Annotated in this window: 32 protein-coding genes and 6 pseudogenes; 4 read left to right on the top strand and 34 right to left on the bottom strand. The window is 37.4% G+C overall.

Going from position 1 to position 26874, the window contains the following annotated elements:
• Positions 1–23: 23 nt before the first annotated feature.
• The 21 genes and pseudogenes from LI288_RS08590 to LI288_RS08490 all read right to left on the bottom strand — a co-directional run bounded on the left by LI288_RS08590 (position 24) and on the right by LI288_RS08490 (position 14455).
• Positions 24–395, bottom strand: a complete 372-nt coding sequence (locus LI288_RS08590) for a VOC family protein (RefSeq protein ID WP_227090097.1) — start codon at positions 393–395, stop codon at positions 24–26.
• A pseudogene (locus tag LI288_RS14775) lies at positions 392–833 on the bottom strand (DUF4186 domain-containing protein). The gene LI288_RS08590 and the pseudogene LI288_RS14775 overlap by 4 nt, the downstream one beginning before the upstream one ends.
• Positions 833–1225 (bottom strand): pyridoxamine 5'-phosphate oxidase family protein, encoded by a 393-nt coding sequence (locus tag LI288_RS08580; RefSeq protein ID WP_227090096.1) that lies wholly within the window; start codon positions 1223–1225, stop codon positions 833–835. Before LI288_RS08580 ends, LI288_RS14775 begins: the two are co-directional and overlap by 1 nt.
• A gap of 635 nt (positions 1226–1860) precedes the next feature.
• Complete coding sequence (locus LI288_RS08575) at positions 1861–2259, bottom strand: bacteriohemerythrin (protein WP_055288227.1); 399 nt, start codon at positions 2257–2259, stop codon at positions 1861–1863.
• A 105-nt stretch (positions 2260–2364) separates the two neighbouring features.
• Positions 2365–3621: an HD-GYP domain-containing protein gene (locus tag LI288_RS08570; protein ID WP_436970296.1), complete on the bottom strand. Its 1257-nt coding sequence runs from the start codon at positions 3619–3621 to the stop codon at positions 2365–2367.
• Positions 3622–3777 carry a rubredoxin gene (locus LI288_RS08565; protein ID WP_227090094.1) on the bottom strand — a complete coding sequence of 52 codons (156 nt, stop codon included), beginning with the start codon at positions 3775–3777 and terminating at the stop codon, positions 3622–3624.
• Between the two features lie 90 nt (positions 3778–3867).
• Entirely contained in the window at positions 3868–4242 is a 375-nt protein-coding gene (locus LI288_RS08560) for a desulfoferrodoxin family protein (protein WP_227090093.1), read from the bottom strand.
• 27 nt (positions 4243–4269) lie between these two features.
• Complete coding sequence (locus LI288_RS08555; protein WP_320055234.1) at positions 4270–5229, bottom strand: L-lactate dehydrogenase; 960 nt, start codon at positions 5227–5229, stop codon at positions 4270–4272.
• Positions 5230–5241: 12 nt separating this feature from the next.
• Positions 5242–5784, bottom strand: coding sequence for a rubrerythrin (gene rbr / locus LI288_RS14625; protein ID WP_226969065.1), 543 nt, complete (start codon positions 5782–5784; stop codon positions 5242–5244).
• A gap of 18 nt (positions 5785–5802) precedes the next feature.
• A pseudogene (locus LI288_RS14620) lies at positions 5803–6423 on the bottom strand (flavin reductase); the annotation flags it as partial.
• On the bottom strand, positions 6416–6823 hold the full coding sequence (locus LI288_RS08540) for a Fur family transcriptional regulator (RefSeq protein WP_227090092.1): 408 nt from the start codon (positions 6821–6823) through the stop codon (positions 6416–6418). The pseudogene LI288_RS14620 and the gene LI288_RS08540, both read right to left, overlap by 8 nt.
• A 127-nt stretch (positions 6824–6950) precedes the next feature.
• Positions 6951–7700: a peroxide stress protein YaaA gene (yaaA, locus tag LI288_RS08535; RefSeq protein ID WP_227090091.1), complete on the bottom strand. Its 750-nt coding sequence runs from the start codon at positions 7698–7700 to the stop codon at positions 6951–6953.
• Complete coding sequence (gene bcp, locus LI288_RS08530) at positions 7700–8155, bottom strand: thioredoxin-dependent thiol peroxidase (RefSeq protein WP_015516635.1); 456 nt, start codon at positions 8153–8155, stop codon at positions 7700–7702. Before bcp ends, yaaA begins: the two co-directional genes overlap by 1 nt.
• A 3-nt stretch (positions 8156–8158) precedes the next feature.
• Positions 8159–8368 carry a DUF6219 family protein gene (locus tag LI288_RS08525; protein WP_015516636.1) on the bottom strand — a complete coding sequence of 70 codons (210 nt, stop codon included), beginning with the start codon at positions 8366–8368 and terminating at the stop codon, positions 8159–8161.
• 492 nt (positions 8369–8860) lie between these two features.
• Positions 8861–9013 (bottom strand): hypothetical protein, encoded by a 153-nt coding sequence (locus LI288_RS08520; RefSeq protein ID WP_227090090.1) that lies wholly within the window; start codon positions 9011–9013, stop codon positions 8861–8863.
• A 23-nt stretch (positions 9014–9036) separates the two neighbouring features.
• The gene (locus LI288_RS08515; RefSeq protein ID WP_227090089.1) at positions 9037–10110 is read right to left on the bottom strand and encodes a hypothetical protein; all 1074 of its coding nucleotides are present in this window, start codon (positions 10108–10110) and stop codon (positions 9037–9039) included.
• A 124-nt stretch (positions 10111–10234) separates the two neighbouring features.
• Entirely contained in the window at positions 10235–11611 is a 1377-nt protein-coding gene (locus LI288_RS08510; protein ID WP_227090088.1) for a sensor histidine kinase, read from the bottom strand.
• Positions 11599–12261 (bottom strand): response regulator transcription factor, encoded by a 663-nt coding sequence (locus LI288_RS08505; RefSeq protein ID WP_118390766.1) that lies wholly within the window; start codon positions 12259–12261, stop codon positions 11599–11601. Before LI288_RS08505 ends, LI288_RS08510 begins: the two co-directional genes overlap by 13 nt.
• 14 nt (positions 12262–12275) lie before the next feature.
• Positions 12276–13016: a lantibiotic immunity ABC transporter MutG family permease subunit gene (locus LI288_RS08500; protein WP_227090087.1), complete on the bottom strand. Its 741-nt coding sequence runs from the start codon at positions 13014–13016 to the stop codon at positions 12276–12278.
• 1 nt (position 13017) lies between these two features.
• Entirely contained in the window at positions 13018–13749 is a 732-nt protein-coding gene (locus tag LI288_RS08495) for a lantibiotic immunity ABC transporter MutE/EpiE family permease subunit (protein ID WP_227090086.1), read from the bottom strand.
• Complete coding sequence (locus LI288_RS08490) at positions 13742–14455, bottom strand: lantibiotic protection ABC transporter ATP-binding protein (RefSeq protein WP_227090085.1); 714 nt, start codon at positions 14453–14455, stop codon at positions 13742–13744. The genes LI288_RS08495 and LI288_RS08490 overlap by 8 nt, the downstream gene beginning before the upstream one ends.
• Before the next feature lie 324 nt (positions 14456–14779).
• Between LI288_RS08490 and LI288_RS08485 the strand changes: the two are divergent.
• Positions 14780–15283: pseudogene (locus LI288_RS08485) on the top strand (IS3 family transposase); the annotation flags it as partial.
• Between the two features lie 289 nt (positions 15284–15572).
• Here LI288_RS08485 and LI288_RS08480 read toward each other — a convergent pair.
• From LI288_RS08480 to LI288_RS08470, 3 genes and pseudogenes are all read right to left on the bottom strand, one after another.
• Positions 15573–16532 carry a hypothetical protein gene (locus LI288_RS08480; protein WP_227090084.1) on the bottom strand — a complete coding sequence of 320 codons (960 nt, stop codon included), beginning with the start codon at positions 16530–16532 and terminating at the stop codon, positions 15573–15575.
• A 106-nt stretch (positions 16533–16638) separates the two neighbouring features.
• Positions 16639–16734: pseudogene (locus LI288_RS14615) on the bottom strand (GNAT family N-acetyltransferase); the annotation flags it as partial.
• A 398-nt stretch (positions 16735–17132) separates the two neighbouring features.
• The gene (locus LI288_RS08470) at positions 17133–17465 is read right to left on the bottom strand and encodes a recombinase family protein (RefSeq protein ID WP_227090083.1); all 333 of its coding nucleotides are present in this window, start codon (positions 17463–17465) and stop codon (positions 17133–17135) included.
• Between LI288_RS08470 and lgt the strand changes: the two are divergent.
• The 3 genes and pseudogenes from lgt to LI288_RS08455 all read left to right on the top strand — a co-directional run bounded on the left by lgt (position 17432) and on the right by LI288_RS08455 (position 19186).
• Positions 17432–18042, top strand: a pseudogene (lgt, locus tag LI288_RS08465) (prolipoprotein diacylglyceryl transferase). The gene LI288_RS08470 and the pseudogene lgt overlap by 34 nt on opposite strands.
• Complete coding sequence (locus LI288_RS08460; protein WP_109257243.1) at positions 18039–18614, top strand: chromate transporter; 576 nt, start codon at positions 18039–18041, stop codon at positions 18612–18614. The pseudogene lgt and the gene LI288_RS08460 overlap by 4 nt, the downstream one beginning before the upstream one ends.
• Positions 18611–19186, top strand: coding sequence for a chromate transporter (locus LI288_RS08455; RefSeq protein ID WP_227090082.1), 576 nt, complete (start codon positions 18611–18613; stop codon positions 19184–19186). Before LI288_RS08460 ends, LI288_RS08455 begins: the two co-directional genes overlap by 4 nt.
• A 94-nt stretch (positions 19187–19280) precedes the next feature.
• Here the strand turns inward: LI288_RS08455 and LI288_RS14510 are convergent, their stop codons facing one another.
• The 10 genes and pseudogenes from LI288_RS14510 to LI288_RS08405 all read right to left on the bottom strand — a co-directional run bounded on the left by LI288_RS14510 (position 19281) and on the right by LI288_RS08405 (position 26835).
• Entirely contained in the window at positions 19281–19784 is a 504-nt protein-coding gene (locus tag LI288_RS14510) for a zinc-ribbon domain-containing protein (protein ID WP_227090127.1), read from the bottom strand.
• 133 nt (positions 19785–19917) lie between these two features.
• Positions 19918–20802 carry a MerR family transcriptional regulator gene (locus tag LI288_RS08445; RefSeq protein ID WP_227090081.1) on the bottom strand — a complete coding sequence of 295 codons (885 nt, stop codon included), beginning with the start codon at positions 20800–20802 and terminating at the stop codon, positions 19918–19920.
• Positions 20803–21065: 263 nt separating this feature from the next.
• Positions 21066–21482: pseudogene (locus tag LI288_RS08440) on the bottom strand (hypothetical protein); the annotation flags it as partial.
• A gap of 535 nt (positions 21483–22017) precedes the next feature.
• On the bottom strand, positions 22018–23268 hold the full coding sequence (locus tag LI288_RS08435) for a tyrosine-type recombinase/integrase (protein ID WP_227090079.1): 1251 nt from the start codon (positions 23266–23268) through the stop codon (positions 22018–22020).
• A gap of 97 nt (positions 23269–23365) precedes the next feature.
• Entirely contained in the window at positions 23366–23575 is a 210-nt protein-coding gene (locus tag LI288_RS08430; RefSeq protein ID WP_330379191.1) for an excisionase, read from the bottom strand.
• A 5-nt stretch (positions 23576–23580) separates the two neighbouring features.
• Positions 23581–24555, bottom strand: a complete 975-nt coding sequence (locus LI288_RS08425; RefSeq protein ID WP_227090078.1) for a hypothetical protein — start codon at positions 24553–24555, stop codon at positions 23581–23583.
• A gap of 172 nt (positions 24556–24727) precedes the next feature.
• Complete coding sequence (locus LI288_RS08420) at positions 24728–25486, bottom strand: hypothetical protein (RefSeq protein WP_227090077.1); 759 nt, start codon at positions 25484–25486, stop codon at positions 24728–24730.
• Positions 25470–26066: a hypothetical protein gene (locus tag LI288_RS08415; protein ID WP_117440990.1), complete on the bottom strand. Its 597-nt coding sequence runs from the start codon at positions 26064–26066 to the stop codon at positions 25470–25472. Before LI288_RS08415 ends, LI288_RS08420 begins: the two co-directional genes overlap by 17 nt.
• Before the next feature lie 58 nt (positions 26067–26124).
• The gene (locus tag LI288_RS08410; protein ID WP_227090076.1) at positions 26125–26508 is read right to left on the bottom strand and encodes a hypothetical protein; all 384 of its coding nucleotides are present in this window, start codon (positions 26506–26508) and stop codon (positions 26125–26127) included.
• A gap of 93 nt (positions 26509–26601) precedes the next feature.
• Positions 26602–26835 carry a hypothetical protein gene (locus LI288_RS08405; RefSeq protein ID WP_117440992.1) on the bottom strand — a complete coding sequence of 78 codons (234 nt, stop codon included), beginning with the start codon at positions 26833–26835 and terminating at the stop codon, positions 26602–26604.
• Between the last annotated feature and the right edge of the window lie 39 nt (positions 26836–26874).

The following is a 26874-nucleotide window of genomic DNA, read 5'->3' as shown; positions in this document are numbered from 1 at the left end:
TTTCTCCCTAAATCCATTTCATATCAGTTATAGTTAATTGGTGTTCGTACTTCTATAAGATTTCCTGATGGATCATAAAATCTTACAAGCTTCTGTCCACCTTCAAGTTCCATTAATTCCGTAACATAACTTACAACATACTTGCCAGACTCCAGTTTTTCAATAATACCTTCTATATCATTATCTTCAAAATAAAGTTCCGTCATATTGTTATGTGGAGTTGTAGGTATTTTTGTACTATCATACCATACATCTACATCCTGTAATACAAGCCCCTCAGACATTATTACATTACCTTCCTGCCTTGTAATCACACGCAGTCCAAACAGTTCTTCATAAAAATCAATTGATTCGTCAATGTTATCAACAATAATCAATACATTTTTCAAACTCATATTTTATGTTCCTGCCTTTCGATTTCTTTTTGAATCCATGTCATAATTACATCTACAAGATAATCCTGCTGCACCTGACTTAGTTCCTTGCCAGGCTGCATTTTATGCCACTTTCGGATGCACTCCCTGCAGCATGTTGCTGTTGCGTGCTGGGCAATAAATACTGGATGTCCACACATTGGTGTCTGTTTACCATCATTTGCTATATATGCCGGAGCTTCTCTCTTTGCAATAAAATCCTTTGCATGTTGTCTTATTGTATCCAGGTCTCATCTCCCGACTCGGTCGTTGCTCCTGCTACGCAGGGTCGTCCACTGGACGACCGCAACCTTTTTCATTTATGTAATCAATATCTTTCTGCTTCAGATGGAAACTGCTACGAAACTTGGAATTAGCCAGTCGTTCAAACAACTGCCTATACCATTCATCCTTCGTCATTAAAACTTCACTACTTCCGGCTCATGTGTAAATGATGAAAATGTAGCTGTCGCATTTTTAAAATAGAACACCTCTGTATTTCCATCATCTGCTGAGTACATATTCTGTAAAGATGGATAAGCATCGAGCATAGACTGTCTTGCTTCTCTTCTGTCATCTTCTACAAGTTCTCCGGCTACACGAAGCCACTCGCCATTTTTAAATGCACAGATTTCTACCTTCGGGTTTGCGTGAATCTGCTTTGAAACATCCTTTACCTTTCCAGTCTGAATATACAGCTTCCCTTCAAAAATGTGTGCTGTTCCAAAAGGTCTAACTCTTGGCTGGTCGCCTTCCACTGTTGCCAGATAATATGTCTCTGCTTCTTTTAAAAATTGTACTACTCGTTCCATGATGTAATCCTCCTGTCGTCTCTTGTAATTATTTATTTCGAAAAGCATTCATCTATTTTCTTCGCTTATATTCATTGAATAGCTTAACTTATACCCATAATGATCCCAATTAATTACAATTTTATTATTTCTATTTTTGATTTTTATATATCCGATATCCAAATCTGGAAGTGAATAATATATGTTATTTCTCACTTCTATTTTAACATTATAAAACTCATTTTCAGGACTGCTCATTGTATAAAAATAATAGAACGTATCATCGTGATTTTCGTTTTGACAGACATAAGACTCTTCAATACATTTATGCACCATTCTGCTATTACTGACAAAAAATTTTTGTGCATTTATGTTACAGCATTTCAATGCTGTATAACATATGAGAATGATCATGATGGAGTACTACTTCATTGTTATCCATTTGATTATAACTCCTTTGCATTAATTTCTCATAATAATATATAATGTCGGTTGAAACCGCATTACTATTAGCTAGTATACCATAAACATACTGTTTTTAGGAAGAAATGTCCTATTTCATCTATGTATGCATATTGTCAAGTGTATGTGTCATATTTTATATTCAAAATAAAAAAGGCTGCTACTCTCTAAAAATAACAGCCTTTCTTACTATATCAGCCTTTTGGAATTTGACCATCGACATACAGAATGTGATTAACTAACCACTCTGTGAGATATTTTAAAATTCCCATAATCTGTTCATCTTGATCTTCTACCTCATCATTGTGATGTTCCATAAATTCATCAAGTTTATGTATAAATTCCTGATGTTGAACTTTCTGTGTAAATATCTTCTTATAATTAATAGATTCCATATACTGCTCTTCATCACTAAAGTGTTTTACTGTATAATTTCGAAGATTTTCTAATATTATATCAATCCTATCATATTTATCCGGTGTAAACTCATCATGAAGCAATTCATATGCCTCATCTGCATATTTAAATAACTGCTTGTGTTCTTCGTCTATCATATCTATACCGATATAATATTCTGGTTTCATTTCATACATAAATTAATCCTACTTTCATTTTATTTGTTTTATGAACCTGTTCAATACTATTCATAATAGGCAAATGCATTTCTCATGAATTTCCTATATTTTCTCGTTTTAATGTTAGATTCCACCAAAACATTCCCTAATTTTCTTGGAAATATCAGAATCAACAAAACCTTTCTGCGCCATGTCATCGAGCATCTCACACGTTTTTTCGTGCGATAAACCTTTCTTATATGGTCTGTCCTCGGTTAATGCCTGATAAATATCAATACATGCCATAATACGTTCCGGCTCATTTAATTCAGCTGCGGTTTTTCCAAAAGGATACCCTTTTCCATTTAATTTTTCATGATGGAAAGCTGCCCAGTCTCGTATTTCTTCAAAATCATTAACCTCTGATAATATAAGGTATGTATAGCCAGCATGATTCTTCATTTTTGAAAATTCATCATCCGTAAGCTTATCCGGTTTTTCCAAAATTTCATTGCCTACTGCCATCTTCCCAATATCATGCAGTGCACCAGCCAGATAAATTTTTTGCACATTAATAGAATCATATCCGATATATTGAGCAAAAAAAGCTGCTTTTTCAGCCACTCCTATAGAATGTCTGCTTGTAAAAGAAGATTTATAATCTACAATCTTTGCAAAAAAATCTGCGACATTTTTACACGTTTTCCAATCAAAAACCTGTTTTTGTCTTGGGATAATCTCCCATAGCTTCATTTCAAAAGAATTATCACTTAAACATATAAAAGATTCAGAATGTGTGAATGCATGAAAAAAGGCATTCACACATTCTGAATCGAATAATCCATCCCTATTTTTTAAAAGGTACTGACATATAAAATTCCAACTGTTATTTCCAGATCCCGGGTTATTTCCTATAATATCAATGGTATCTGCAAGATGAATAATCCTTGCAAACAATGGAATTTCATTCCACTTTTTTTGAAAAGGACCAGTTCCATCGGCATGTTCATGATGATATAAAATCACATTTGACACATCTGTTTTAAATGGAATTTTAGTAATATTTTTTTCACCATAAATACAATGAAGATTTGTTTTTTTCTCGGATAAATCTTTTTTACAATTAATGACGGAATCCTTTTTCAGTTCTTCCGAAATATATTGTGTCAAAGCATTATCATGCAGTAAAGCACACATGGCTAAATCTTGTAATTCATCACCTTCAATTTTCCAATATTCAGCCATGCATATACTTATATAAGCCACTCTTTTTCCATGTTTGTTTTTGATATTTACCAACTCTGCTTCTATACAGTCCAAAGCATAAGAACAGGCTCCTGCAAGTCCGATGATATCTATACTTAGTTCTTCTTTCATTGGTATAATCCTATCATAATACATTTATTCTTCTGAGAACTGGTCTTTTCCTACAAAGCATAACGGACATTCAAAATCTTCTGGAATATCCTCCCACTTTGTACCAGGTGCAATACCACCTTCTGGATAGCCCTTCTCCTCATCGTATTCCCATCCGCAAACATCACATACGTATTTCATTCGTTGTTCCTCCTTGTAAATATATTAATACACAGCCTATATTACTGTTATATTTGTGTTGTTCTGTAACCTTAATATGTATAAATGCTTTTAGCATTTCCATAATCCATGCAGATTACAATATGCATATACTTCTTCTACCTGTTCACCATCGCAAAGACAAAAATCTGCTACCGGCTCCTGCCCTGGATTTAACTGTTTTCTGTATATTCCCTGGTTTGTATTTAATGTAATCCACTCAATGAAATGCTCTTCAAGCATTGGATGTTTTGTCTCTCCGACCACGACATGAACATGACTGCCTTCTATCGTATATACAGGTACATGCTTCTCGACAGCAGCATCTGTCACTCCGGCTTTTAATTCCTGCATAGGTTCTCCGCAACAAATTACAGGTACACCCTTATCCTTTACCTTTTCAACAATGTTTCCACAATGCTTACAAACATAATATCTTACTTCCATGCCTTTTTCTCCTTCCATGTGTAAAATTTATAATTCAATTGTCTCCATAATCTTTTTCAATGAATCTGCAGATTCCTTAAGCTTTAACGCTTCCTCGCCACTTAAATTAATAGGTATATCAGACTCAATACCATCTGCACCTACAATAGCTGGCATACTTAACGATACTCCGTCAATATCATATACTCCATGAATCATGTGTGATACAGGAAGTATTGATTTTTCATCTCTCATAATCACTTCGCAGATTCTTTTTACAGACATTGCAATTCCATAATATGTAGCGTGCTTTTTGTTTATAATCTCATAAGCACTGTTCTTGACTGCTGCAGCTATTTCTGCCGTGTTTTCCTTGTGCTTGTAATGTCCACGCATTTCACATATTTCACTTAATGGAACACCAGATACATTGGCTGATGACCATGCCACAACTTCGCTGTCTCCATGCTCACCTACTATAAATGCATGAACACTCCTGCTGTCCACAGATAAATGCTCACCAAGCTTATATCTTAATCTGGCACTATCTAACACAGTACCCGATCCAATAACCCTGTTTTCTGGAAGTCCTGATAACTTTATGGCTACCTGAGTCAGGATATCTACCGGATTCGCAACTACAAGCATGATACCTGCAAAATTTCTCTTTGCTATTTCAGGAATGATTGACTTAAATATTGCTACATTTTTATTTACGAGATCAAGCCTTGTCTCTCCCGGTTTCTGTCCCGCTCCGGCAGATATGACAACAATTGCAGCATCAGCCACATCATCATAATCTCCGGCATATATTTTCATCGGACTCGCAAACGGAATACCATGACTGATATCCATCGCTTCTCCTTCTGCCTTGTTCTTATCTGCATCGATAAGGACAATCTCTGTAAACAAGCCACCCTGCATCAGAGCAAATACCGATGCAGAACCAACAAAGCCACAGCCTATCATTACTGCTTTTTTTGAATTAATAACTTTCTTCTTCGTAATAATCTCATCTCCTTAATAATTCTCTTCATGTACTTCAAAATAGCTCTGTGGATGATTACATACCGGACATACTTCAGGTGCCTTAGTTCCTACCACAATATGTCCGCAGTTACGGCATTCCCATACCTTAACTTCGCTCTTTTCAAATACCTGTGCAGTTTCAATATTCTTAAGAAGTGCACGATATCTTTCCTCATGGTGCTTCTCAATCTCACCTACTGCCCTGAATTTTGCTGCAAGCTCAGGGAATCCTTCTTCCTCAGCTGTTTTAGCAAAGCCATCATACATATCTGTCCACTCATAATTTTCGCCTTCTGCCGCTGCCGCCAGGTTTTCCTTTGTATCACCAATTCCTGCTAATTCCTTGAACCACATCTTTGCATGTTCTTTCTCATTATCTGCAGTCTTTAAAAACAATGCTGACATCTGCTCGTAACCTTCCTTTTTCGCTACAGAAGCAAAATAGGTATACTTATTTCTTGCCTGTGATTCCCCTGCAAATGCCTCCTGTAAATTCTTCTCTGTCTGTGTTCCTGCATATTTGTTTTCTGCCATCTCTTTTACCTCCGTTTTCTTTACTACTTTTTCAAAATCTGATGCCGGGTGCTTACACAAAGGACATATAAAGTCATCCGGTAATTCCTCGCCTACATATTCATATCCGCAAATTCTGCAACGCCATATTGTCTGACCATCCTCTGTTTTTCCAACCTCCTGTGGCTTAGGCTTAATATTATTCTGATAATAATCATATGTTACTGAAGGAACATTGCTTAAAACTTCCATATCGGTTATCTCACCGATAAACATCGTATGTGAACCCAAGTCCTCTGTTTTAGTAACTGTCACAGAAATGTATGCATTTGTACCTTCTGTAATATAATAAATACCATTCGTGCCCCTGGCACACTGCTCAAATGCTTCAAACTTATTGGTATCTCTTCCTGATTGGAAGCCAAAATGTTTGAACAATTCAAATTGTGCCTTCTGACTTAAGACTGATACAGTAAATTTTCCGGTTCTTTGAATCATATCATGCGTATAATTTGCCTTATTTACACAGATACTTAACTGGTTTGGTTCCGAAGCTGCCTGAATGGCTGTATTAATGATGCATCCGTTATCTTTTTCTGCTTCTTTAGCGGTCAATATAAACAGTCCATAACTAAACTTATACATTGCTTTCCTATTCATGCTGTTCCTCCTTTACCTTCTCCCTGCATTTCGGGCAAATGCCTTTAAATGAAATATCGTAATCCACAAATTCAATTCCATGAGTGTTATGAATTCTTTCCAGCAAATCCGGTATTTGATCCATATCCACATCAAAAATTTCACCGCACTTTATACATCTTACATGGTAATGATTTTTCAATGTAAAATCAAATCGGTTTGGTCCATTCGGAACTTCAACCTTTCTTAATGCACCTTCCTCTACCAATATATCAAGATTTCTATATACAGTTCCTTTTCCAATTGATGGATATGCTTCTTTTATAAATTCATACACTTCATTTGCCGTAACGTGTCTTCTCATTTCGTATACGGTATTTCTTACGAGATCTTTTTGAATGGTATTTCTCCTACTTGTCATTCATCCTCCTTATTAGGATTAGTTCTTAATAAGGATTATATACCACTATCATCCTATTGTCAATAAAAATAGTAATAATTCTCATTATTATAAAAGCTGCCAAACTGAGCATATTTTACCTGAATAACTATTTTATTTTGCGTTCAAATACATATTCTGAATCTGAAGATAAATCAGACCTAAACGAATATCCGAGTCTGTCAAATTTCTGAATCTCCACCGGATTTTCAATATTATTTTCCGCTATGAATCTGACCATTTCACCACGAGCCATCTTGGCATAGGTACCTTTTGTTACCAATTTATCTCCGGATAACTCACAAAATACAATCGTAATATATCTGTCCTGTGGTGTCAGATACTTTTCTATACATTTTGAGTATTCTTTTGATGCAAGATTAATGATAATCCTACTGTCATCGATTACTGAGCGGTATAACAATTCTCCCCAGTACTCATACAGATTTTTTGCATCTCCAATTCCAACCTTTGCCTGCATTTCAAGACGATAAGGAGTCACACCATCCATTGGTTTTAAAATGCCATAAAACGCAGACAAGATTCTTAAATGATTTTGCAAATACTCAAACTGCTGGATTTCAAACACAGATGGTGCCATATATTGAAATGCAATCCCATCATATGCTAAAACAGCCGGAGTAAGCCTGTTATAAAGATCCATATTTTCCAATCTGTTAAAGTTCTGCTCTGCAATCTTGTCATTACATTTCCAGATAGCTTTCAGTTCTTCTTTTGATTTGCTTTTCATCCAGTTTAATACTTCTGCTGTCTTATCAATATAGACAGGCAGTTCAACCGGTGCTAAGTTATCGGTATCTACAATCATCTTTTTTGCAGGTGATAAAATAATCTTCATTATGCCAATTCCTTAAGCATATTTTCAGGATCATCTGCCGCCTTGACTTTATCATTTGCCTTTATAATGATTCCCTGCTCATCAATAAGATATGTAGTTCTTACTACACCCATAGATACTTTTCCATAATTTTTCTTTTCTTTCCAGACATCATATGCTTCAATAACTTTACGCTCCGGATCTGCTAATAGCGTAAATGCCAGTCCGTATTTTTCTTCAAATCTCTTGTGAGACGCTACAGAGTCCTTGCTTACTCCGAGAATAACAGCTCCCTTCTCAGTAAACTGTGGATAACGCTCAGAAAAGCCACATGCCTGCTTCGTACATCCTGGTGTATTATCCTTTGGATAAAAATATAAGATTACTTTTTTTCCTGCATAATCGCTTAATTTATGCATTTCTCCATTCTGATCCGGCAATTCAAAGTCCGGTGCTTTTATTCCTAACTCTAACATTTACTATTCCTCCGCTTTTGTATTTTCCACCTGTTTTCTTGTTCTTTTATTACCTGAAATCATTTTATGACCAGAATAGACTGCCATAATCATGCATATCAGAGAGCCAAATGCAAAGTATTTGTGTGCTGCTTTTAACCCTTTATATCCTGTATAAAAAGTTCCAACCATTGTAACTATTGCTCCGATTGACCAATATTTATGTGCTTTCATTTTATACCTCCAAATTGATTAAGCTGTTTCCAAAATAAATATCTCTGGATCATTAACAATATTATACATTCCATCCATTATTTTCGACAAGTAGGGAAAGAAAAATAATCATTCCAAATACAAAAGGATGTATCACGATAATTCTGGCATTACCTTGACACATCCTTTCGTGTTGTATTTTTTTATTCTTCTTAATGACAGCTAAGCAAAAGGTAAATTATTTTCTGTGATATCATCACAAAATAATTGATTCATTCACTGCAAAATATAAGAACCACCTTTCTGCCTTGATCTTGGTGGTTCTTTGTGTCATATATGAAATTTCTGAGAGTCTTAATAAAGAGAAACACAAGATTAGTAGCGACGATCTACTTGCTTTCTGCGATTATCTTCTCTAAACCTGCTACTTCTTCTATCGAAGCAATATGAAGTCAAAAATCATCTATGCTGCATTTTGTTATTGTGGATAATATCGAGTAAATATCTTTACCGCTAAAATGATATAAAAATAGGAACTAAATATGATTTGATCAGCACTCTTTGGTCATGACTTTCCTGCATCAATTCTATCGCTATTCTTGCCTCTGCAACATTATGTTGCAGAAGCCTATTTGCAGCTCGCTCAATAACATCTAGTTTCCCCATAGCAATTCCTCAACTACTACACTTTATTTTTCCGTCAAATATGTATCTTCCACATAAGTCTCTGGTGTCGCCTCTTCAATTACGCCAGACTTTGGATCAAAGATATATTTCTTCTTCAATCTCTCATACAGTACAGAACCTACCGTTTCCATTACCTGTTTCATCATATCCGGATCATCAAATAGTTTTCTGAAAAACTGGGCATTCTGCTCATATCTGTCTGCTGCCATATTCGGAAAATCCTTTTCAAACAACAACATAAAGGTTGCCCTGTCATTATTCTCTGCGTAGCTCTGCCACTTCTCCTGATTGGCATAATCATTTTCCATCTGAACAAGTACTTTATCCATTTCTGTAAAATGTGTTCCATTGTTTACTGTTGCCCTTGCAGCACTGTATTCCTCATCAGATAAAAGTTCTTTCAGTTCTGCATATTCTTTGCTCCAGCCTGCGTTTTCCTCGTCAAATGCCTGTGACAGTCCGCCCCACCCGACAAACTTCGACAGAATTTTCTGTTCCTCCGGTGTGGCAAGCCTGTTTTCTGATTCAATCTGCTTTAGAGTGCGGATTGCATCCATATTCCACTGGTATCTGGTCTTAGCTCCACCTTTTTCCATTTCCCAGAGGTTGTAATGGAAGTTGTGTTTTTTCTGTACTGTATCATCTGAAACCACATGTCCATTCTCATCAATCTTGGTATTCCAGCCATTCGCTATTGCTCTTTCCCTGGTTTCAAGACGATTGGCTTTTACACTATCCTCGATATCAAAGAATCTCTTATGGACCGGATTCATCTTATCCCTGTCAGCCTTCTGCTTTGTCTCCTGATAATACTTCTTCTGGTCTTCTCCGCAGTAAAATGGCTGTTTTACCATATAAGATAAGATTTCATATAACTCACGCCAATCGAGTGCACCTTCCTTACGCACACCATTCCTGTTCTTATAGCTGATCTTCACATATCCGCTTCTGATTGAGTACTCCACAAGACCATACTTATTGTTGGAATATGCCTTTCTTTCTGCATTATCTGTCCCTAATGCAATATCTCTGATAAGGTCAAGTTTATTTGGCATAAATGCAAAATCAGCTATCATAATTCTGTATGCCTCCTTCTTCCATGAGATTACAGCAAACGTAGTAGTAATGTATATCAAAAGGCTTTTACATATTAGATAAATGCATGTAAAATTTCTTTTACATAGCTTAATTGCGGTCTATTTAGCTTGTTTCTTGACTACTCAGGAAAAATATTTCTACCCTCGCCCCACCTGTATTTTCAGAACTTGAAAGTTTAATCCCTCCGCCATATTTTTCAGCCACAGTTTTTGCAAAAAATAGTCCCATCCCATAATGGGCTTCGCCATTTCTACTTGTGTCATCCATAAAAAACTGCTCTGTGCCATGCAATAATGCTTCTTTTGTAAATCCTGATCCGCTATCCTCCACAATGAATGTCAGCCGGCCATCCTGCTCCTTTGCGTCAATATAAATGATTCCATTTTCTTTTGTATGCTCCACTGCATTCTGAATTACATTCATTACGGCTCGGAACATTGGATCATAAGCAATCGTTACCTTTTTATCACTTTGTTCCGCCTTCCAATCTATCTTCTGGTGATAGATTTCTGCCAGTCCGAGCGCCTGTTCCTTTATATCTGCGAAAAAATCTTCTAACCTCACCGTTGTATAGGTAACATCACTGCAATTCCATGATTTTGTGACATCTATCAACTGTTTTACATAACTTTGTATCTGTGTTGTGCCGTTCAAAACATAAGTGATATTATTCTTCTGTTCTGTGGTCAGTTCAGTCTCTGAAAGTAGTTCTGCATTTCCCCGTACAATCGTAAGAGGTGTTTTAATATCATGCGCCAAAGCAGACATCTGTTGTTTCTTTTCCTGCTCTGTTTTCCACTGCTTTTCTAAAGATTCTCGCAATGCATCTCGCATATCATCGATTGCCGATAAACAGTCATCAAACTCTTTGATACCGGAACAGGATGTCTCATATTCCAGATTTTGATCCTTTATTTGTCTGATTGCGTCTAATACAGGCTGCATCTGCTTTTTGATTCTTTTTCCAAAACGTATGGACGGAATGATGATAATCGCTACTGCTCCAATCACAGACATAATACTCATCACATTCTGAGGTCCTATAAAATGCTCCCTCAAAAAAGCTGAATGATATTGAGGTGTCAGGCAATATTGCAATACAACATATTCATTTTCCCTTACAATTACTTTATAAAAATATTTCCCGGATGCGTTTCCGTACTTTGCAGCATTCCATGCTATCTGTTCGTATTGTTCTGACAGATCTCCACCTATTTTCTCTCCATTCTCTGAAAAGATTACATAATCACAAAGTGCGGGAATCATCTCAGCAGTCACTTTATCTGCACGTAGAATCGTATCATATGCTTCATTAATCTTTTGCTCTGCATAATTCGCCGGATAGATGCAGCCCACACTAATCAAAAGGCAAAGCAGCAGCCAAGCAACAATCACCAAACCAACTAATGATCCAAGCATGACCAGTACATATCTCATAAAAATCCTGCTGAGTGTATTGCTTCTCTTTACTCTTCCCATTTATATCCAATCCCCCAGACTGTTTTTATCGGCATATAATCATAATCCGCAAATTTTGCTCTTATATTTTTGATATGCGTGATTATAGTACTGTCATTACTCTCATTGTCAAAGCCAAAGACCGCTTCCAATATCTGTTCCTTCGAGAAAACCTGTCCTCTGTTTTTAGCCAGAAATTCACAGATTTCGTACTCTGCTTTCGTAAACGGAAGTTCTTTATCATCCATCAACAGTTTCTTTTGAGACATCTGAATGCAGACTCTCCCTAAAACCATCCGGACAGAATGTTCCCTGTGCTCTCTCCGTAGATGTGCATTGATCCTTGCCCGAAGTTCCATCACTCCAAATGGCTTTGAAATATAATCATCTGCTCCTAAAGAAAGTCCGTTTACCAGACTGTTTTCCTCCGTTTTTGCCGTAAGAAACAAAATCGGACAATCCACAAGTGCCCTGATTCTTTTGCATAATTCGAAGCCATCCATTCCAGGCATCATAATGTCCAGTAAAATCAGGTCATAACGATGTAATTCTTCCATATTAATTTTTAGTGGATTACTTACTTTGGTAACCAGATGTCCATCCTTATTCAAAATGCTTTCTATCATTTCCAAAATTGCCGGTTCATCATCAACTGCCAGTATTTTTGCCATAGTTTCCCTCGATTCTATTCCGATATTCTGTTTCCTTCCCAGTGGTTTACCCACCAAAAATAGTATACCATACTAATCCCTGTAAATATTAAGAAACCTGGTATGAATGACAACCATTCACCTACACTAGTTTCTCCCAATACAGATTGCAGATAAGTATATGGTACTCTACCCGTCCAGCAGACAAATACATATTTCCACACATAATCTCCAAGTCCGGTAAGCATCAGTGCACTAATTAGTCCTGATATAATCCCTGCTCCAATGGATACCCCTTTTCCAAACTGAAAAGCCAGAATCAGCTGCCACAGATAAAGTGGAACACTGCTTCCCCACAGCAGCACTGCTGCAAATATACATCCTTTCATGATTCCGATGTCGCTTGATGCGATTCTTCCAAATCCAATTCCGAATATGATTGCTGTCAATAGGATAGAGCACAGACACAAAACCAGTAGCATCAACAGTTTCGATAAAAATGCTGCAGGTTTATCCGGTAAAGACAACAGATTTTGAAAATCACCTGCATTTTGTTCCTGTTCCATCACACTTGCTGTAAAAATTCCAATAAGTACCGGAAGTCCTGCTCCTATTGCCTGATAAAATGCAATCACTTTCATATTTTCATTCCATGGTGAAAAAAAGTAATATATTAAAAATATAACGCTGGTTATAATCGGAATCAGTAAGTGTGCCAGAATCACAGATGTTCCTTTCATCTTTCGCAAGTCTGCATTAAGAGATCTTCCAATCATCTTATTTCACCTCTCTTCTCTCAAACCATTTCAAAAACAGAACCGTTACTAAAACAAACCAGATGATTGAGAGACACATTCCCGGAACAATGACTCCCGTATCCAAAAGAGGATTCCCTGCTTCTGCGGCAAGTCCATTTGGTAAAACATGAAGCAACGGGCACATCATTCGCATAGGGATTGCAGAAACAAGTACATACCAGATTCTGGTTTGTGATATTACCACACCGCTGACGGTAATAAATAGGCAGACGAACAGGTTTACAATCATTCCAAATCGTTCACTTAAAAATAAAGCTACCGGAATCTCCCATAACTCAGAAACCGTCAGAAACAATACTGCAATCAACGCTCCTCCAACTGGAACATGTGTCGTTAGAAGAAAGCCTCCAAGCGTTGCTCCTGCAAACACAATCACATTAGAAAACAAAATCATGTACCCAATATAAATAATTTTCCCCAGCAACAATTTTCTTCTGTCTGTGGGAATAGTCATTAAATGATAGTATTTTATCTTTTTCTCCTGCGCCACAGAAAGATAACAAAATAGAGCAATCATCCCCGGCAGCAAAAGTGTATACCACCAGTTCCAAACACTTTCTGCATAAGCATTTGTCATCCCAAGAGTAAATATAAATGCCATGACAAATGTAAGAAGAGGAAATCCCCAGATAAACTTCTTTCGCATGGTTCTTTTGGCTTTTTGATGTTCTGCTTTTATAATATTAACCATGGATTTCACCTGCTTTCTGGTTTTTTCTTACCACATTCATAAACAAATCTTCAAGATTATCTCCCTGCTTTAATTCTCCTTCGTATCCTAAGATTCCACCTGAAATAATCCCGACTTTATCTGCAAGTAACTGTACCTCCGAGAGAATATGACTGGAGAGAATTACCGTGATTCCATGTTCCGGAAAAGACCGGATCAGCTCTCGTAATTCCTCGATGCCTATTGGATCTAATCCATTCGTAGGTTCATCCAATATCAAAAGTTCCGGTTCTCCAAGCAATGCCATTGCAATGCCTAGTCTTTGCTTCATTCCCAAAGAAAACTGCCCTGCTTTCTTCTTTCCGGTGTTTGTAAGTGATACGATCTGCAAGACCTCATCAATTCTGTTTTCATCTGTACCAAGCAATAATTGTCTTACCTTCAAATTTTCTCTGGCGGAAAGATTTTCATAAATAGGTGGATTTTCAATTAACGCTCCTATTTTTGATAAATCTTTCCTATCCAAAAGTTTTCCATCAAAGTAAATCTTGCCTGCAGTTGGTTTCATCATACCGGTCAGCATTTTCAATGTGGTAGATTTACCTGCGCCATTCGGTCCAAGCAGTCCATAAATCTGTCCCTTTTCGATATTAAGTGAAACATTATTTACCGCTTTCTGTTTTCTAAAATATTTACATAGATTTTGTGTCTGCAACATCATTTCCATCTTTACTATCCTTCCTTCTATATTTCATTTCTTACTGAAATATAACCTAACAGAAAAAAATAAAGATTTGATGAAGATTGCTAAATAATTCGTCTACTCTATTTTTATTCTCGTATGGAATAAACCATCAATTGAATATCATTATCAGAACTCGGCTTTCCACTGAAATCAGCAAAGCTGTTACAAATACGAAGTCCTAATTTACCGAATATCTCCGTGATTTCATCCAAACTATATAACCTTATAGGATTTCCTTCTGCTATTTGTGTATTTATTATAGATTATATGACCTTAAAAAATCTGTCCAGTTAATTGTAGCCTATCCAATTTCAAAACCAGCCATACCGTAATGTGGTGGTAAGTGATTTAACTTATGTAAGGGTAGGAAACCACTGGAATTATATCTGTATACTGATAGACCTTTTTAACAGGGAAATCGTTGGATACAGTGCAGGAGAACATAAAACAGCAGAGCTTGTAAAACAGGCATTTAGGAAAGTAGAAGGCAATCTGTCGGAAATCCATATCTTCCACACAGACCGGGGAAATGAATTTAAAAATGAGACGATTGAGGAACTGTTAGAAACGTTTCATATAGAACGTTCCCTAAGCCATAAGGGATGTCCTTATGATAATGCAGTGGCAGAAGCTACGTTCAAGGTCATTAAAACAGAATTTGTGTGGAATGAAACATTCCATACACTAGAAGAACTGAAGATAAAACTATGGGATTATGTAAACTGGTATAATCATCACCGTATACATTCCTCCCTAGGGTATCAAACGCCTGTACAATATCGGGAAAATAACCTAAAAAAATTTGTCTGAAAAAGTGTTGACAATCCATAGCTGTAATTCCGCTATGGTGGAACATACAGCCTGTGCAGTAAATACTTCATAAGCTCTCCTTTCCACTTCTGGACATTTTGTCCAAAAGTTCCGTAAACGCAAAAAGGGCAGCTACAAACCTTTACGGTCTATAACTGCCCTTACGCTGTTGTATTTATGTTCTTTTGTTTCAAATCTGCAAACTGAAATTTTCAAGCGAATAGTGTTTCACACTCTTCTACTTCGAGAATTAATTGCTTTTTCATATCCTGTCATAAAACTCGCTATATTAAACAATTCCACCGTGCTTATATTGCTGTTCCCGAAGCTTATCCAACGATTTTGCTCCATCCGGGCTATACAAATCCAATAATTCCAAAAAATTACCAGACTCCTTACACCCATGCAATATCATACGCATACTATCCGCATCTTTACCGAATAACATACCCAACAGACTCATATCATACTGATTTTGACTATCACTTAATACTCCCTGCTGATGTAAATCCTCCATAAAACCATAAGAACGAACCTCGGTACCTATTCGCATCGCCACATTATATAAATCCGGATCAACAGTATGAAGATAATTTAGGTAGCGTGTCTCAATATTTCTATTGGGCGTGCCGCTCATCATCCAATTTGCTATATCTTCCAAAGATGCACCTATGGCAGCATCATCAATCAAATGCATCTGCCATCTTCCGCTTTCAGTCTTTGTAAAGGTATATTTTCCATCTTCCGAATACAATGTATTTGACCATGAGTTTTTTGGAGCCGCCTGGTCTCTGACAAGCACTTCAAATGCATCCATTGCAACTCTGTCTGGGATACACTTTTTCTCATCTGTTGGTAATTCCATTTTCCCCAATGCTACTGCAGTTTGCACTAGTTCATAATCCGATATGTTTTCTCCATGATAAAAATAAGAATTTTGTTCTTTCAATTTATCAAATGATGCCGGTAGTTTTACTTCTGCCAACTGTTCTTTGGAAACCTCAGTCCAATCTTCTTTTTTCTTACTACCTGCGGTCTGCATCTGCACTCTCAGACCGTTTGTAATCTTTGTACCATATTTTGCGTTTACCATATGTTCTGTTATTGTCACATGTGCAAACTGAAATAAACTCCTTTGGTTTCTTGTATTTCCGTAACCTTCAACTTTTACAGCATATGGAAATGATGACTTCGTATTCAAAACAGAGTAAGTACCTGTATAAAATGTATTTGCCGCTTGTATTCTCATAATATAACCTCCAATCCAAACAGACGCCATCCTTAGCTCATAATATTTATCGACATTTATTCATTTTTCTTTACAGAATGGAACGAAACCTGAAATTTGCAAGTGCTTATAACTTACAAATCATAATATATTCTTCGTCATTTTCATCAACAATTTCAAATCCTACCTTCCTATACATTCGGGCAGCATAATTCATCTTTTTTTATTTTCCACTAAATGTACATATTTATTTTATCATTTACAATAATCTCCTTACACTTTTAAGCCCCCTCGTGGCAAGCTACTCATATCCTATTCATTTTCCTTTTTGTCAGATGCAGGAATTTCATCCGACCTGCCATAAAATTTCTTTCTGTCTATTGCTTTTTAGTGTACTGTTGTTTAATATATTCCATGTGAGGATTCTGTTTTCATTTTTATCTTAACGAATGGGTCTTTACGCTATATGACTTTAGTCTCTGTAGAATGAATATTCAAGTTAAAGGTGAATTTTTATAAAGGAAACAGGCCAATTGCGATAATATAGGAGAAGAAAATGTATGCACGGATATTACCAAAACCTAAAAAAAATAGGTATGGAAACCAAAACAAAGAAATGCGTTAGGTCTTGAAATTGACGGTATGCCCCATGTACTCCACGCGGGCAAGAATATAGCTCACCGTCGTACCCCACCAGCGGTAGGGGTCTTCAAACTTGCTGTTTCTACGGTTACCCACGCCTTTTGCAGCAAGGTAGGCAGACGGACAAAGCACCTTTTCCTCGGACAGAATATCCGCGATCTGATACACGCCCTTGCCGTCATTGACCATGCGGAAGATGCGGCGCACAACGGCGGTAGCTTCCTCGTCGATAATCCAGCGCTGCTTGTTCTCCGGTCTTTCAGATACCCGTAGATGGGATGATTCCCGTGTGTATTCTCTGTGCCAGAGCATACTATGTGCTTTTTGAGTGGGAGCAGTACAAGGATAACCTTCTCTCCGTTTTTCAAATCAATAAGGGCGGGCTTGCCATTTATGGAGGCATCCTCGGCGGTGTTGCTGTTGTACTGATTTACTGCAAGGTCAAAGAACTTTCCTTCTGTTCGCTTGCAGATACGCTGATTCCCAGCCTTGTTCTTGGACAAGCCATCGGACGTTGGGGGAATTTTGTGAATCAGGAGACTTACGGAAATCTGATCACAAATCTAGATCTCCAATTCTTTCCGTATGATGTTTACATAGAGGAACTCGGGCAGTGGCATCAGGCGACGTTCTTCTACGAATCTGCACTGAATACACTGCTGCTGATTGTCATGCTGATCTCCTATCCGCATTTCAGAAAAAAGGATATCTGCTTCCGTTTTACATGATTGGCTATGGCGTGATACGCTGCTTTGTAGAGGGACTTCGTACTGACAGTCTATATCTGATGCCAAGAGTCCGCGTGTCGCAGGTGTTATCTGGCTGCCTGATTCTATTGGGTGTTTTTCTTGTAGGTATTATTCGCAGAAGGAGGGATATACAGGCATGAAACTAATTTGCTCTTTATTTATCACATTCTTAAAAATCGGTGCGTTCACCTTTGGCGGCGGATACGCTATGATTGCGCTGCTTGAAAATGAGTTCGTTGAAAAGAAAAAATGGCTTGAAAAAAGCGAGTTTCTGGACATGGTTGCGGTAGCCGAATCCACGCCAGGACCAGTCGCCATCAACAGTGCGACTTACATTGGTTACAAAATTGCAGGATTTGCGGGTGCAACCATGTCCACACTTGCTGTCTGCATTCCATCTTTCTTTGTAATTTATGGTATCTCGCTGTTCTTTGATCAGTTTCTCAGTTTGCGCTGGGTTTCCTGCGCATTCCGCGGGATTCAGGTATGTGTGATCTATCTGATCCTTACCGCAGGACTGAAAATGCTTAAAAGTATTGACAAAAACACACTAAACTTGACGCTTCTCACGTTGGTCATGGCTTCCATGCTCTGTTGCTCGATCACGGCAGTTTCGTTTTCCTCTGTGTTTTACATCCTGATCTGCGGCGCGGTCGGGCTTGTTGTTTTCTTTCTGCGAAAAATCCGGAAAGGAGATGGGAAAACGTCATGATATATCTGCGTCTCTTTCTGAACTTTTTGATGATCGGTGCCTTGTCTTTCGGCGGCGGCTATGGAATGGTTTCGCTGGTACGCGAAAGGGTGCTTTCCAACGGCTGGTTGACAGAGAACGAGTTTCTGAATTTTATTGCCGTATCTGAATCCACACCGGGATCCCTTGCCGTGAATATGGCAACCTTTATCGGCTCAACACAGGGCGGAATCCTCGGTTCATTTGTTGCAACGCTGGGCGTGGTGTTGCCGTCATTTTTGATTATTCTCTTAATTGCATCCGCACTAAAGAATCTGATGAAATATGCACCCGTCAACGCCTTTTTATCGGGAGTTCGTCCGTGCGTTGTAGCGATGATCCTTGCGACCGCGCTCAGCATGGCGCTGTCTACGCTGTTTGGCCTCACAGATTTACAGGCCGGATTTGCGCCCGATTTGCGCTCTATCGCAGTATTTGCCATGCTCGGAGCAACACATCTGATTTGTAAAATAATCAGAAAAACAGCTCCATCGCCAATTCTGATGATCCTGTTTTCAGCAGGCCTCGGAATCTTGTTTTGGTGCATATTCTAGCATGGCGATTGAATTTATTTCCAACTTCAATAGCAATTCCTGCTGAACCGCGCTTATTTCATTGCGTATAATTTCGAGCGACATCACCCTTCATTCATGATGCCGCTCCGCGCTTCAACCATACCATTCTGCCACAAATGAGCTGCCCCATCGTTGTAATAGTGGATGTGAAAAAACTCGATTGAGTTTTTTCGCATCTCCATTTTTGTACCTGTTGTGTATAAATGACTGAAATCATGCGCAAAGAAAGCGCTCTTCCCCTACCCCATAGAAATTCTTTTTTGAATCTATGCGGCAGAGAACCAATAGAAACCTCTGTCGGTTTTATCTTATTCTTTTTCGACCACTGCTTTACCAGTAATGGTTCTAATGTCGCCAAATCGTTAATACCTGCAATCACTCTCGCACCGGAACATATCGGGCATTTTTCTCCATTAGAACGAGCCTTAACGCTTGCCTGCCATTCGTGACCGCAAGTACCTTTCCACCATACTTTTTTATTTGAACCGAAAGTAATGCCATCAGGTGTAAGCAGTAAATTCTTCTCTGACCACTCCGAAACAAGCTCCGGGTGTACTTCTGCTAAATTGTTGTTCATAGCCAAACCTCAACCTCCTTGTGCTTAGAGTATATGAAGTTTTGGCTTTATCTTGTAGTTTGCGAATATCCGTATAAATAGAAAAAGCCCTTTGAGAAAAGGATTTTTCCTCTCCCAAAGGGTAGTTTAACTTTTACTTAGAATTATCTTCTTTAATAACTAAGTTATAATTGCTATCATAATACAGTCCAAGTTCTCTACACATTCTATCGTTCACATTATCTAACGCTTTCTTATATTCTGCATACGTTGGAGACAGAACCATTAAATTAGGAATGAATATATCGTTATATCCTTTATTTTGTAACTCTTTCTGCATTTTTCTCTGTGCAATAAATGCTGGATGGTATTTCATTATACCATTTTTTATTTTAGCACCTTTCCATACTTTTTCTTTTAGTCTTTCATATTCACTTTCACTCATATCACGATAATAGGCTATCATCTCATCTGCGGTTCTGGTTTCTTGTGCAATCCCACCTATCATCTTCGCACCTATTCCCATAATAAAAGGAACTTTCAATGTCGTTTCATCGCAATATTCTAATATATTCTGTAGTGCCTGCTTCTGTTCCAGAGTCTTCAACCTTACATTAAGAAATGGTTTGAAATGACTTTTAAAATAATCTCCCCATTCTTTTCCCGGTAGCAAAGACTCAATTGCATTTTCAACGGTTTGATAATCAAGTGCCTCATTTGCTTTGTCTGCGTCACCATCATCTATAAATTGCTTCAAAGCTTCAAGTTCTGAGTCTTTTAAAACTTTTTCCTGCACTTTTTCTTGATAAATACGAAGAAGAATACTTTTGTCGCCAGTTTCCAAAAGACTCTGTATGTCTTTAATACTAATACCGAGTTTTCTATATACTGAAATCTTTTTTAAAGTTTCAACATCTTGTGCAGTATAGTTACGATAACCATTGTTATCTTTATCCACTGACAGCAATCCTTTTTCTTCATAATACTTAACTGCACGCTTTGTCATTCCAACCTCATTTATAATTTCATTTAATAACATCAAATGCACCTCCTTATGATTTATGTTGATAGTATAAGCGTATACGCTGCGTGCAGGTCAAGAGTTTTTCGTCTTTCTTCTAAAAATGGGCAATCCCGATTTCAGGACTGCCCATTCATTCTGCTAATTATGCGATTTTTTCTTGCTTGCACCGATTTCTGCATCAATTGATGTAAGTTTGATGTAAATCGCTGTTTTTTTAGTTTTTTATCAAATGAAGTACGTCCCGTCTATTTTGTAAAACGGTACATCTTTACATCATCTTAATAGAGCTTTGCACCAGCAGGAATATGGTTATCAACCATAAGAAGATGAAGCTCTTCATCCTCTGAATCCTTAAGATTGTTTACTGCTGAAAGTAACATACCACAAGACTCAATTCCCATCATCTTTCTTGGTGGAAGATTGGTAATAGCGATAAGTGTCTTTCCAACAAGCTCTTCTGGCTCATAGTAAGCGTGGATTCCGCTTAAAATAGTACGGTCTGTGCCTGTACCATCATCAAGTGTAAACTGAAGCAACTTCTTTGACTTAGGAACTGCTACACATTCCTTAACTTTAACGGCTCTGAAATCTGACTTACTGAATGTATCAAAGTCTACCTCTTCTTCAAATAGAGGCTCAACCTTTACATTAGAAAAATCAATTTTTTCATTAGCTGTAAAGAAGCCATTATTATTTCCACAAGCTGCGCCATTATCAGATGAGTTATCCACCAAACTATCTGAGTTATTAGCAGGTGTCTTTCCGCCGAGTGTCTTCATTGTCGGGAATATCGTCCGATATTGCGAATATGTCTTTATATCTTATTATAACTGTGTTTCCGTTACCTGTGTTTTATGCTCTGATTTCATAAATCTACACAAATCTTCATAATTGGTCGCAAATCAGTCGCATATTGGTCGCAATGTCGCAACCGTGATAACATCACAGATTATTTTTGGTGCTGACTATGTGATACTTTTCACCATGCTACCATTACACCATATTCCCGCAGCAACATAGCCAGCTAGTAATAATTTGTGTCATTTTCTTCATAGTGTGTCCCCCTTTTGTATTATCAAAGATATCTTTAATTGCATCATAGCAGATGCCTGCGGAGACAATGGAAACCAATGTCATAATTATGTAGGGAATATTTGGAATCGAACCAAAACCTGTTGCCAACAAATTAGCAAAAATATAATATCATTTTTTCAATAATATCGCAACCTGCTAATTACCAGACTGAGCCTTTTTCTGTTTAGCGAAATACTCGTCAAAATTGATAAGCTCCGATTTCTTCAAATCCTTATTAGCTTCTGCATAAATCTGCATCGTTGTTTCTGCATCCGCATGTCCCAGAATATCCTGCATAGCTTTAATGTTTACACCTGCTTCACACATTCTGGTTGTAAAAGTATGTCTCAAAGAATGGTTGCTAAATTTGGGAAGAATAACTGCATTATCTCGGTGATCTTTATCAAGTACCTCGAAATTGCAGTCTCTAATAATTCTTCTAAGAGCTTTATTAAGTGTGCCTTGATGCTGAACATTACCAAAACGATTTACAAATATAAAATCTCGATAACCATCAACAACAGCTTCACTCTTAATTCCACATTCTTCTTGATATTCCTTTTCCATGAGGAAAGCTTCTTTTACGATTGGAAGCATGGGAATTGTTCTCTCACCTGCTTTTGTCTTAGTGGTATTGATTGCGAAAATCTGTCCTGCCTCTGTTCTGGTGCAGTAATATACCAATGTATGATTCACATTGATTAATTCTTCCTCTAAATCAATATCACACCATCTAAGCCCTGTGATTTCTCCAACACGCATCCCAGTCCATAACATGATAGTAAAAATAGGATACCATCTGTGATACTGCCCATGCTTGCTGAGAAACTTCTCGAATAACTCCTGCTCTGGAACTGTTAATGCTCGTCTTTTTTCGACTTCAAAATTCCGAGCTTTCTTCAGTTCTTTTAAAGCGTTGTCAGAAGGATTATATCTAAGATAATCATCCTCAACTCCAAGCTCTAATACTTGATGCAGTACAGTGTGGATACTGTCGATTGTATTAACCTGTATATTTCTTTCATCCGCCAGATAATTATAAAATCCCCTAACATCTGAACGCTTCAAATCAACGAGCCTGCTCTTGCCAAAATCTGGTTCAACAAACATGGTATACATGTATTTGTAATTAGAGAAGGTATTATCTTTAAGACCTCTCTTAAGCTGTACCCAACTATTATACAAATCATTGATGGTAAGATTATTCTTATCCGATCTAACACCATCTAAAACATCTCGAAGCACATCCAATTCTTTTTCTCTTAATTCCTCAAGAGTAACTGCACTAATAGAGTGCCGACCGCCTCGCTTGTCTCTCCATTTGAATTCATAAGTTCCGCTACTTCTCTGGTATTCGCCTTCTTTCAAAACTCTGTTTTTATTATCTTTGCGTCTCTCTACTGCCATGTAAAATCTCCTTTCATAACAACAAAGAGAACACGCTCAAGCACATTATAGCTTCAACATGTTCTCATTGTCTATTAAAAGTTACATCTCTATCAAATTATATTGAGTACATCTTTTCTAAGTATTCTGAAAATAATTTACGCTTAATCAATCTCTTATTCCCACACCAGATAACATAAGGGCAACTATCACTATTAGTTAATTCCCTAAGCTTATTCTGACCGATTCCAAAATACATGGAAGCTTCCTCAAGTGTCAAATTTGCTTTTTCCCATAAGGGAATATATTTCTTATCTATAACAATCACTCCCTTCAATCAAAAGGTAAATCTACATCATCGTCTATCTCAACGAATTCATCTCTTTCCAGATATGCTTTTACTGAATCATATTCCTTAATACTTCCATCCTTTGAATAGATTACAACCTTGTGAATTCTTCTAAGAAAAGCTTCCCAAGATTCTTTATCATCCTTCTGGACTTCATAATACTGTTTTTCCAGAGACCAATTAGAGATTATATACACCTTGTTGTAACAAGCGTATTTATTGGTATATCTGCTCGGAAGCTCGATAGGATATATATCACAAAATAAAAGCATTTCTTTAATTCTAAGAGAAGAACGGAATTCATCAAATGCGATTACTGGCTGTCCATTGTATGAATCAAAAGGATGCAGATAATCCGTTACACGATATACATTTGAATATCCATTCTTTTCAAGAACACCTCTGGTTTTTCCTGTTCCAGTAGCTCCGCTAATGTAAACCACTTTCAAATCCAGTCTGACTGTTTCTTTGTATTTCTCTGTTAATATTGTCGTTCTAACTTTATCAATCTTATCAATTTGAAGAATATAATCTTGATTTTGAGCCAGTATTTCTGCATTAGTCATATTATCCAATACCATCTGGTAAAGTTCAGACATATCACTTCTTTTTCCTTTACTGTCTGGCGGTTGTGTTCCATACTCTTCAAAAGTTCCTTCTATTTTCTTTTCCTGCTTCGACTCGTCTGTTTCCCATTTACCAGTCTTTTTAACATAATTTACATTATCAGATACTGAACCTTTGCATTTTTCAATATGCGCTTCCTCGAAATAACGCTTAACCATACTGAATCTCACTCTGGATGCAAATACCACAAAGATGTGCGTGTGATAACAGCTTCCCTGCTCGTCCGCCATGCAGATATATACAAGCGTTTTGAAGTTTCCACGCATCACCTCTAATATGTGTTCATGCGTCCATCCTTTTTCCTCTGGAGCGTTAATCGTAAGCTGATACATAAAGCTCTGAGTATCTTTTATTTTTATCGCCTCCTGTTCATTATGTGCAGCCTTGCGAACAGGCTACAAAGCCTGTAAATACAAGGAGTGCACATGTTTGTGCAGGTTTGGGTAATACTAAACCAAACCTGTTGCGGATGGCTTGTGGCTTCGCCACCGCCACCGCCTCTGGTTATCTTGTCAATGCCTCAACACAAATTGCCTTCATTTTCTCTTCATCCCTTATTACAGGTACTTTTATAAACTTAAGTTCTGAACCCTGCCACAGCATAACGCCTTCGCCAGTATGAAATTCTCGATTGCCTACCTTATCTATCAACTCCTTCGGCATGAGCATTGAGTATATGCTCTCTAAGGTCGCACCTACTATGATGATCACGCCAAAATTGAGTCTTGAACCAGTTGGAAAAGCTGAGGCATCTGGGCGCTGGCAGGCAATCACTAATCTTACCGCTAACGAGCGTCCGAGCATAAGGATTTCTGAAACCTTATGCATAACTACTTCCGCTTTCTTTTTTTCTGTTCCAAGAAGTGCCAAAATGTTAGCCATATATTCATCCCATACAAGCGTTACATAATGCCTTGATGCATCTTCTCCACATTGACGCTTATGCATAATTTCATATACCTTTTCAAGAGCTTCAATGGTTTTGTTATATGGATAATATCGAGGACAATTCCTCAAATGAGAAAAAGAATCATCCTGCTTAAAATCCGCAAAATAGACAACTGAATCTTTGCCACCATGCATGCAAATTCGAGCAAAATACTGATTTGTCAAATAGCTTTTACCAGAACCACTCATGCCACATATAAGCGTCTGGGAGTTATTCTTAGTGGATGCATCCACAGTTACAGGTACTCTATTACCAAATCCATACCATGCATCATAATCATAGCCTATAAGCACTTCCTTAGAAGGTATCATCATACAACACACCTCGTTCCTTTGGATTCCTGCCCTTAGCCGATTCAAAATAGATATGGTTACCTTTATCCTTTTTCCTACCACCATAAGTAATATCACCTATAAGATGCACATCCAGTCTGTCACAGATAGCTTCCTTCTTTTCCTGCCATCGTTCCATCGGAATAGTAGTATAGAATTCTCTTTTAATAACTCCCGATTTTCTATCTTTTTTCTTAGATATTAATATTGGCGGTTGATTTTTCACATCTCGTTTATCACCAAATACAAGCTCCATATCGGCTTCATCTTTGATAGCAAAACAGAAACCTATAAACTGTACTATTCCGATTGCGCATATAATTGGAAATATAATCATTATTGCTGTCATGCATGCTGAGAATATAGATTCAAACACAGGAACTACTTCCACATTGGCAATATACTCTTTCTCAGCTATTACCAAAAACACAACTCCAATTCCAAACAGCAACCATATAAGATTCAATATTGGATAATTCCATAACTGCTGAATTCCCAATAAAAGTCTATACTTCTGTTTTTTCCTGTTATGCCTCTGTTCATTAAACTGCTTATTATCCATATATCTCCTTTCTTAACAAGCAAGGGAATAGAATATCCACTCCCCCAAGAAAATATACTTAGCAACCATAATCCAAATGAAATTCTTTCGACATAAATGCATTTAACTTCTCATGTAAACCGCATATATTGTGATATTTCCTAAATATGATGCATTCAAGCGAGCGGTCGCTATCAACAACAAAATGATTATCTTCATTGTACGAACCATACTGCTCATCCTTTTCTATAAATGACCAATAGTCTGAGTCATATACCATAGGGCGAATTGTATTATTTGCATATTCAGTAATCTTTTTATTCATTTCATCTGGGAGCTGATTGCTATACTGTCTTAATTCAAACAGCTTGTTACTCTGATAAGCTCTATCTTCATATCCTTTCAGAGCTTCAACCATGAGGATATGACATTCAATAAGCTTTGTTTCAATTTCTTTATTCATTATTGTGTTCTCCTTAATAGACAAGCATCGGGAGGAATATTTCCTCCCTTTGCGTCATCTGTTTACATAATGTCAGTAGAGTTTCTTTATAAATTATGCCAAACTAATTTTTACAAGTTTTCCTTTATGATTAAACTCAACATCTACCTTTTTATTTAATTCCATGCCCTTAGGTAAAGCAATACTTCTAGGAACAAATAATTTGAGTGCCTCTAAACCTTCAACATTAGGATTCTGTGTGAGTAAGTATAAGTTTGTACCTTCTATGTGATTACCTTCTTTGGTATCAAATGACATTTCTGATATTCCAACGAACTGCATTAACATAGTTGTGCGCCTCCTTTCTTTTATCAGCTTATCCATGGT

It is taken from the genome of Lachnospira pectinoschiza (genome assembly GCF_020564355.1).
GTDB classification, from domain to species: domain Bacteria; phylum Bacillota; class Clostridia; order Lachnospirales; family Lachnospiraceae; genus Lachnospira; species Lachnospira intestinalis.
The sequence above is the reverse complement of the archived record's forward strand: the minus strand, read 5'-3'. Positions and strand labels throughout refer to the sequence as shown.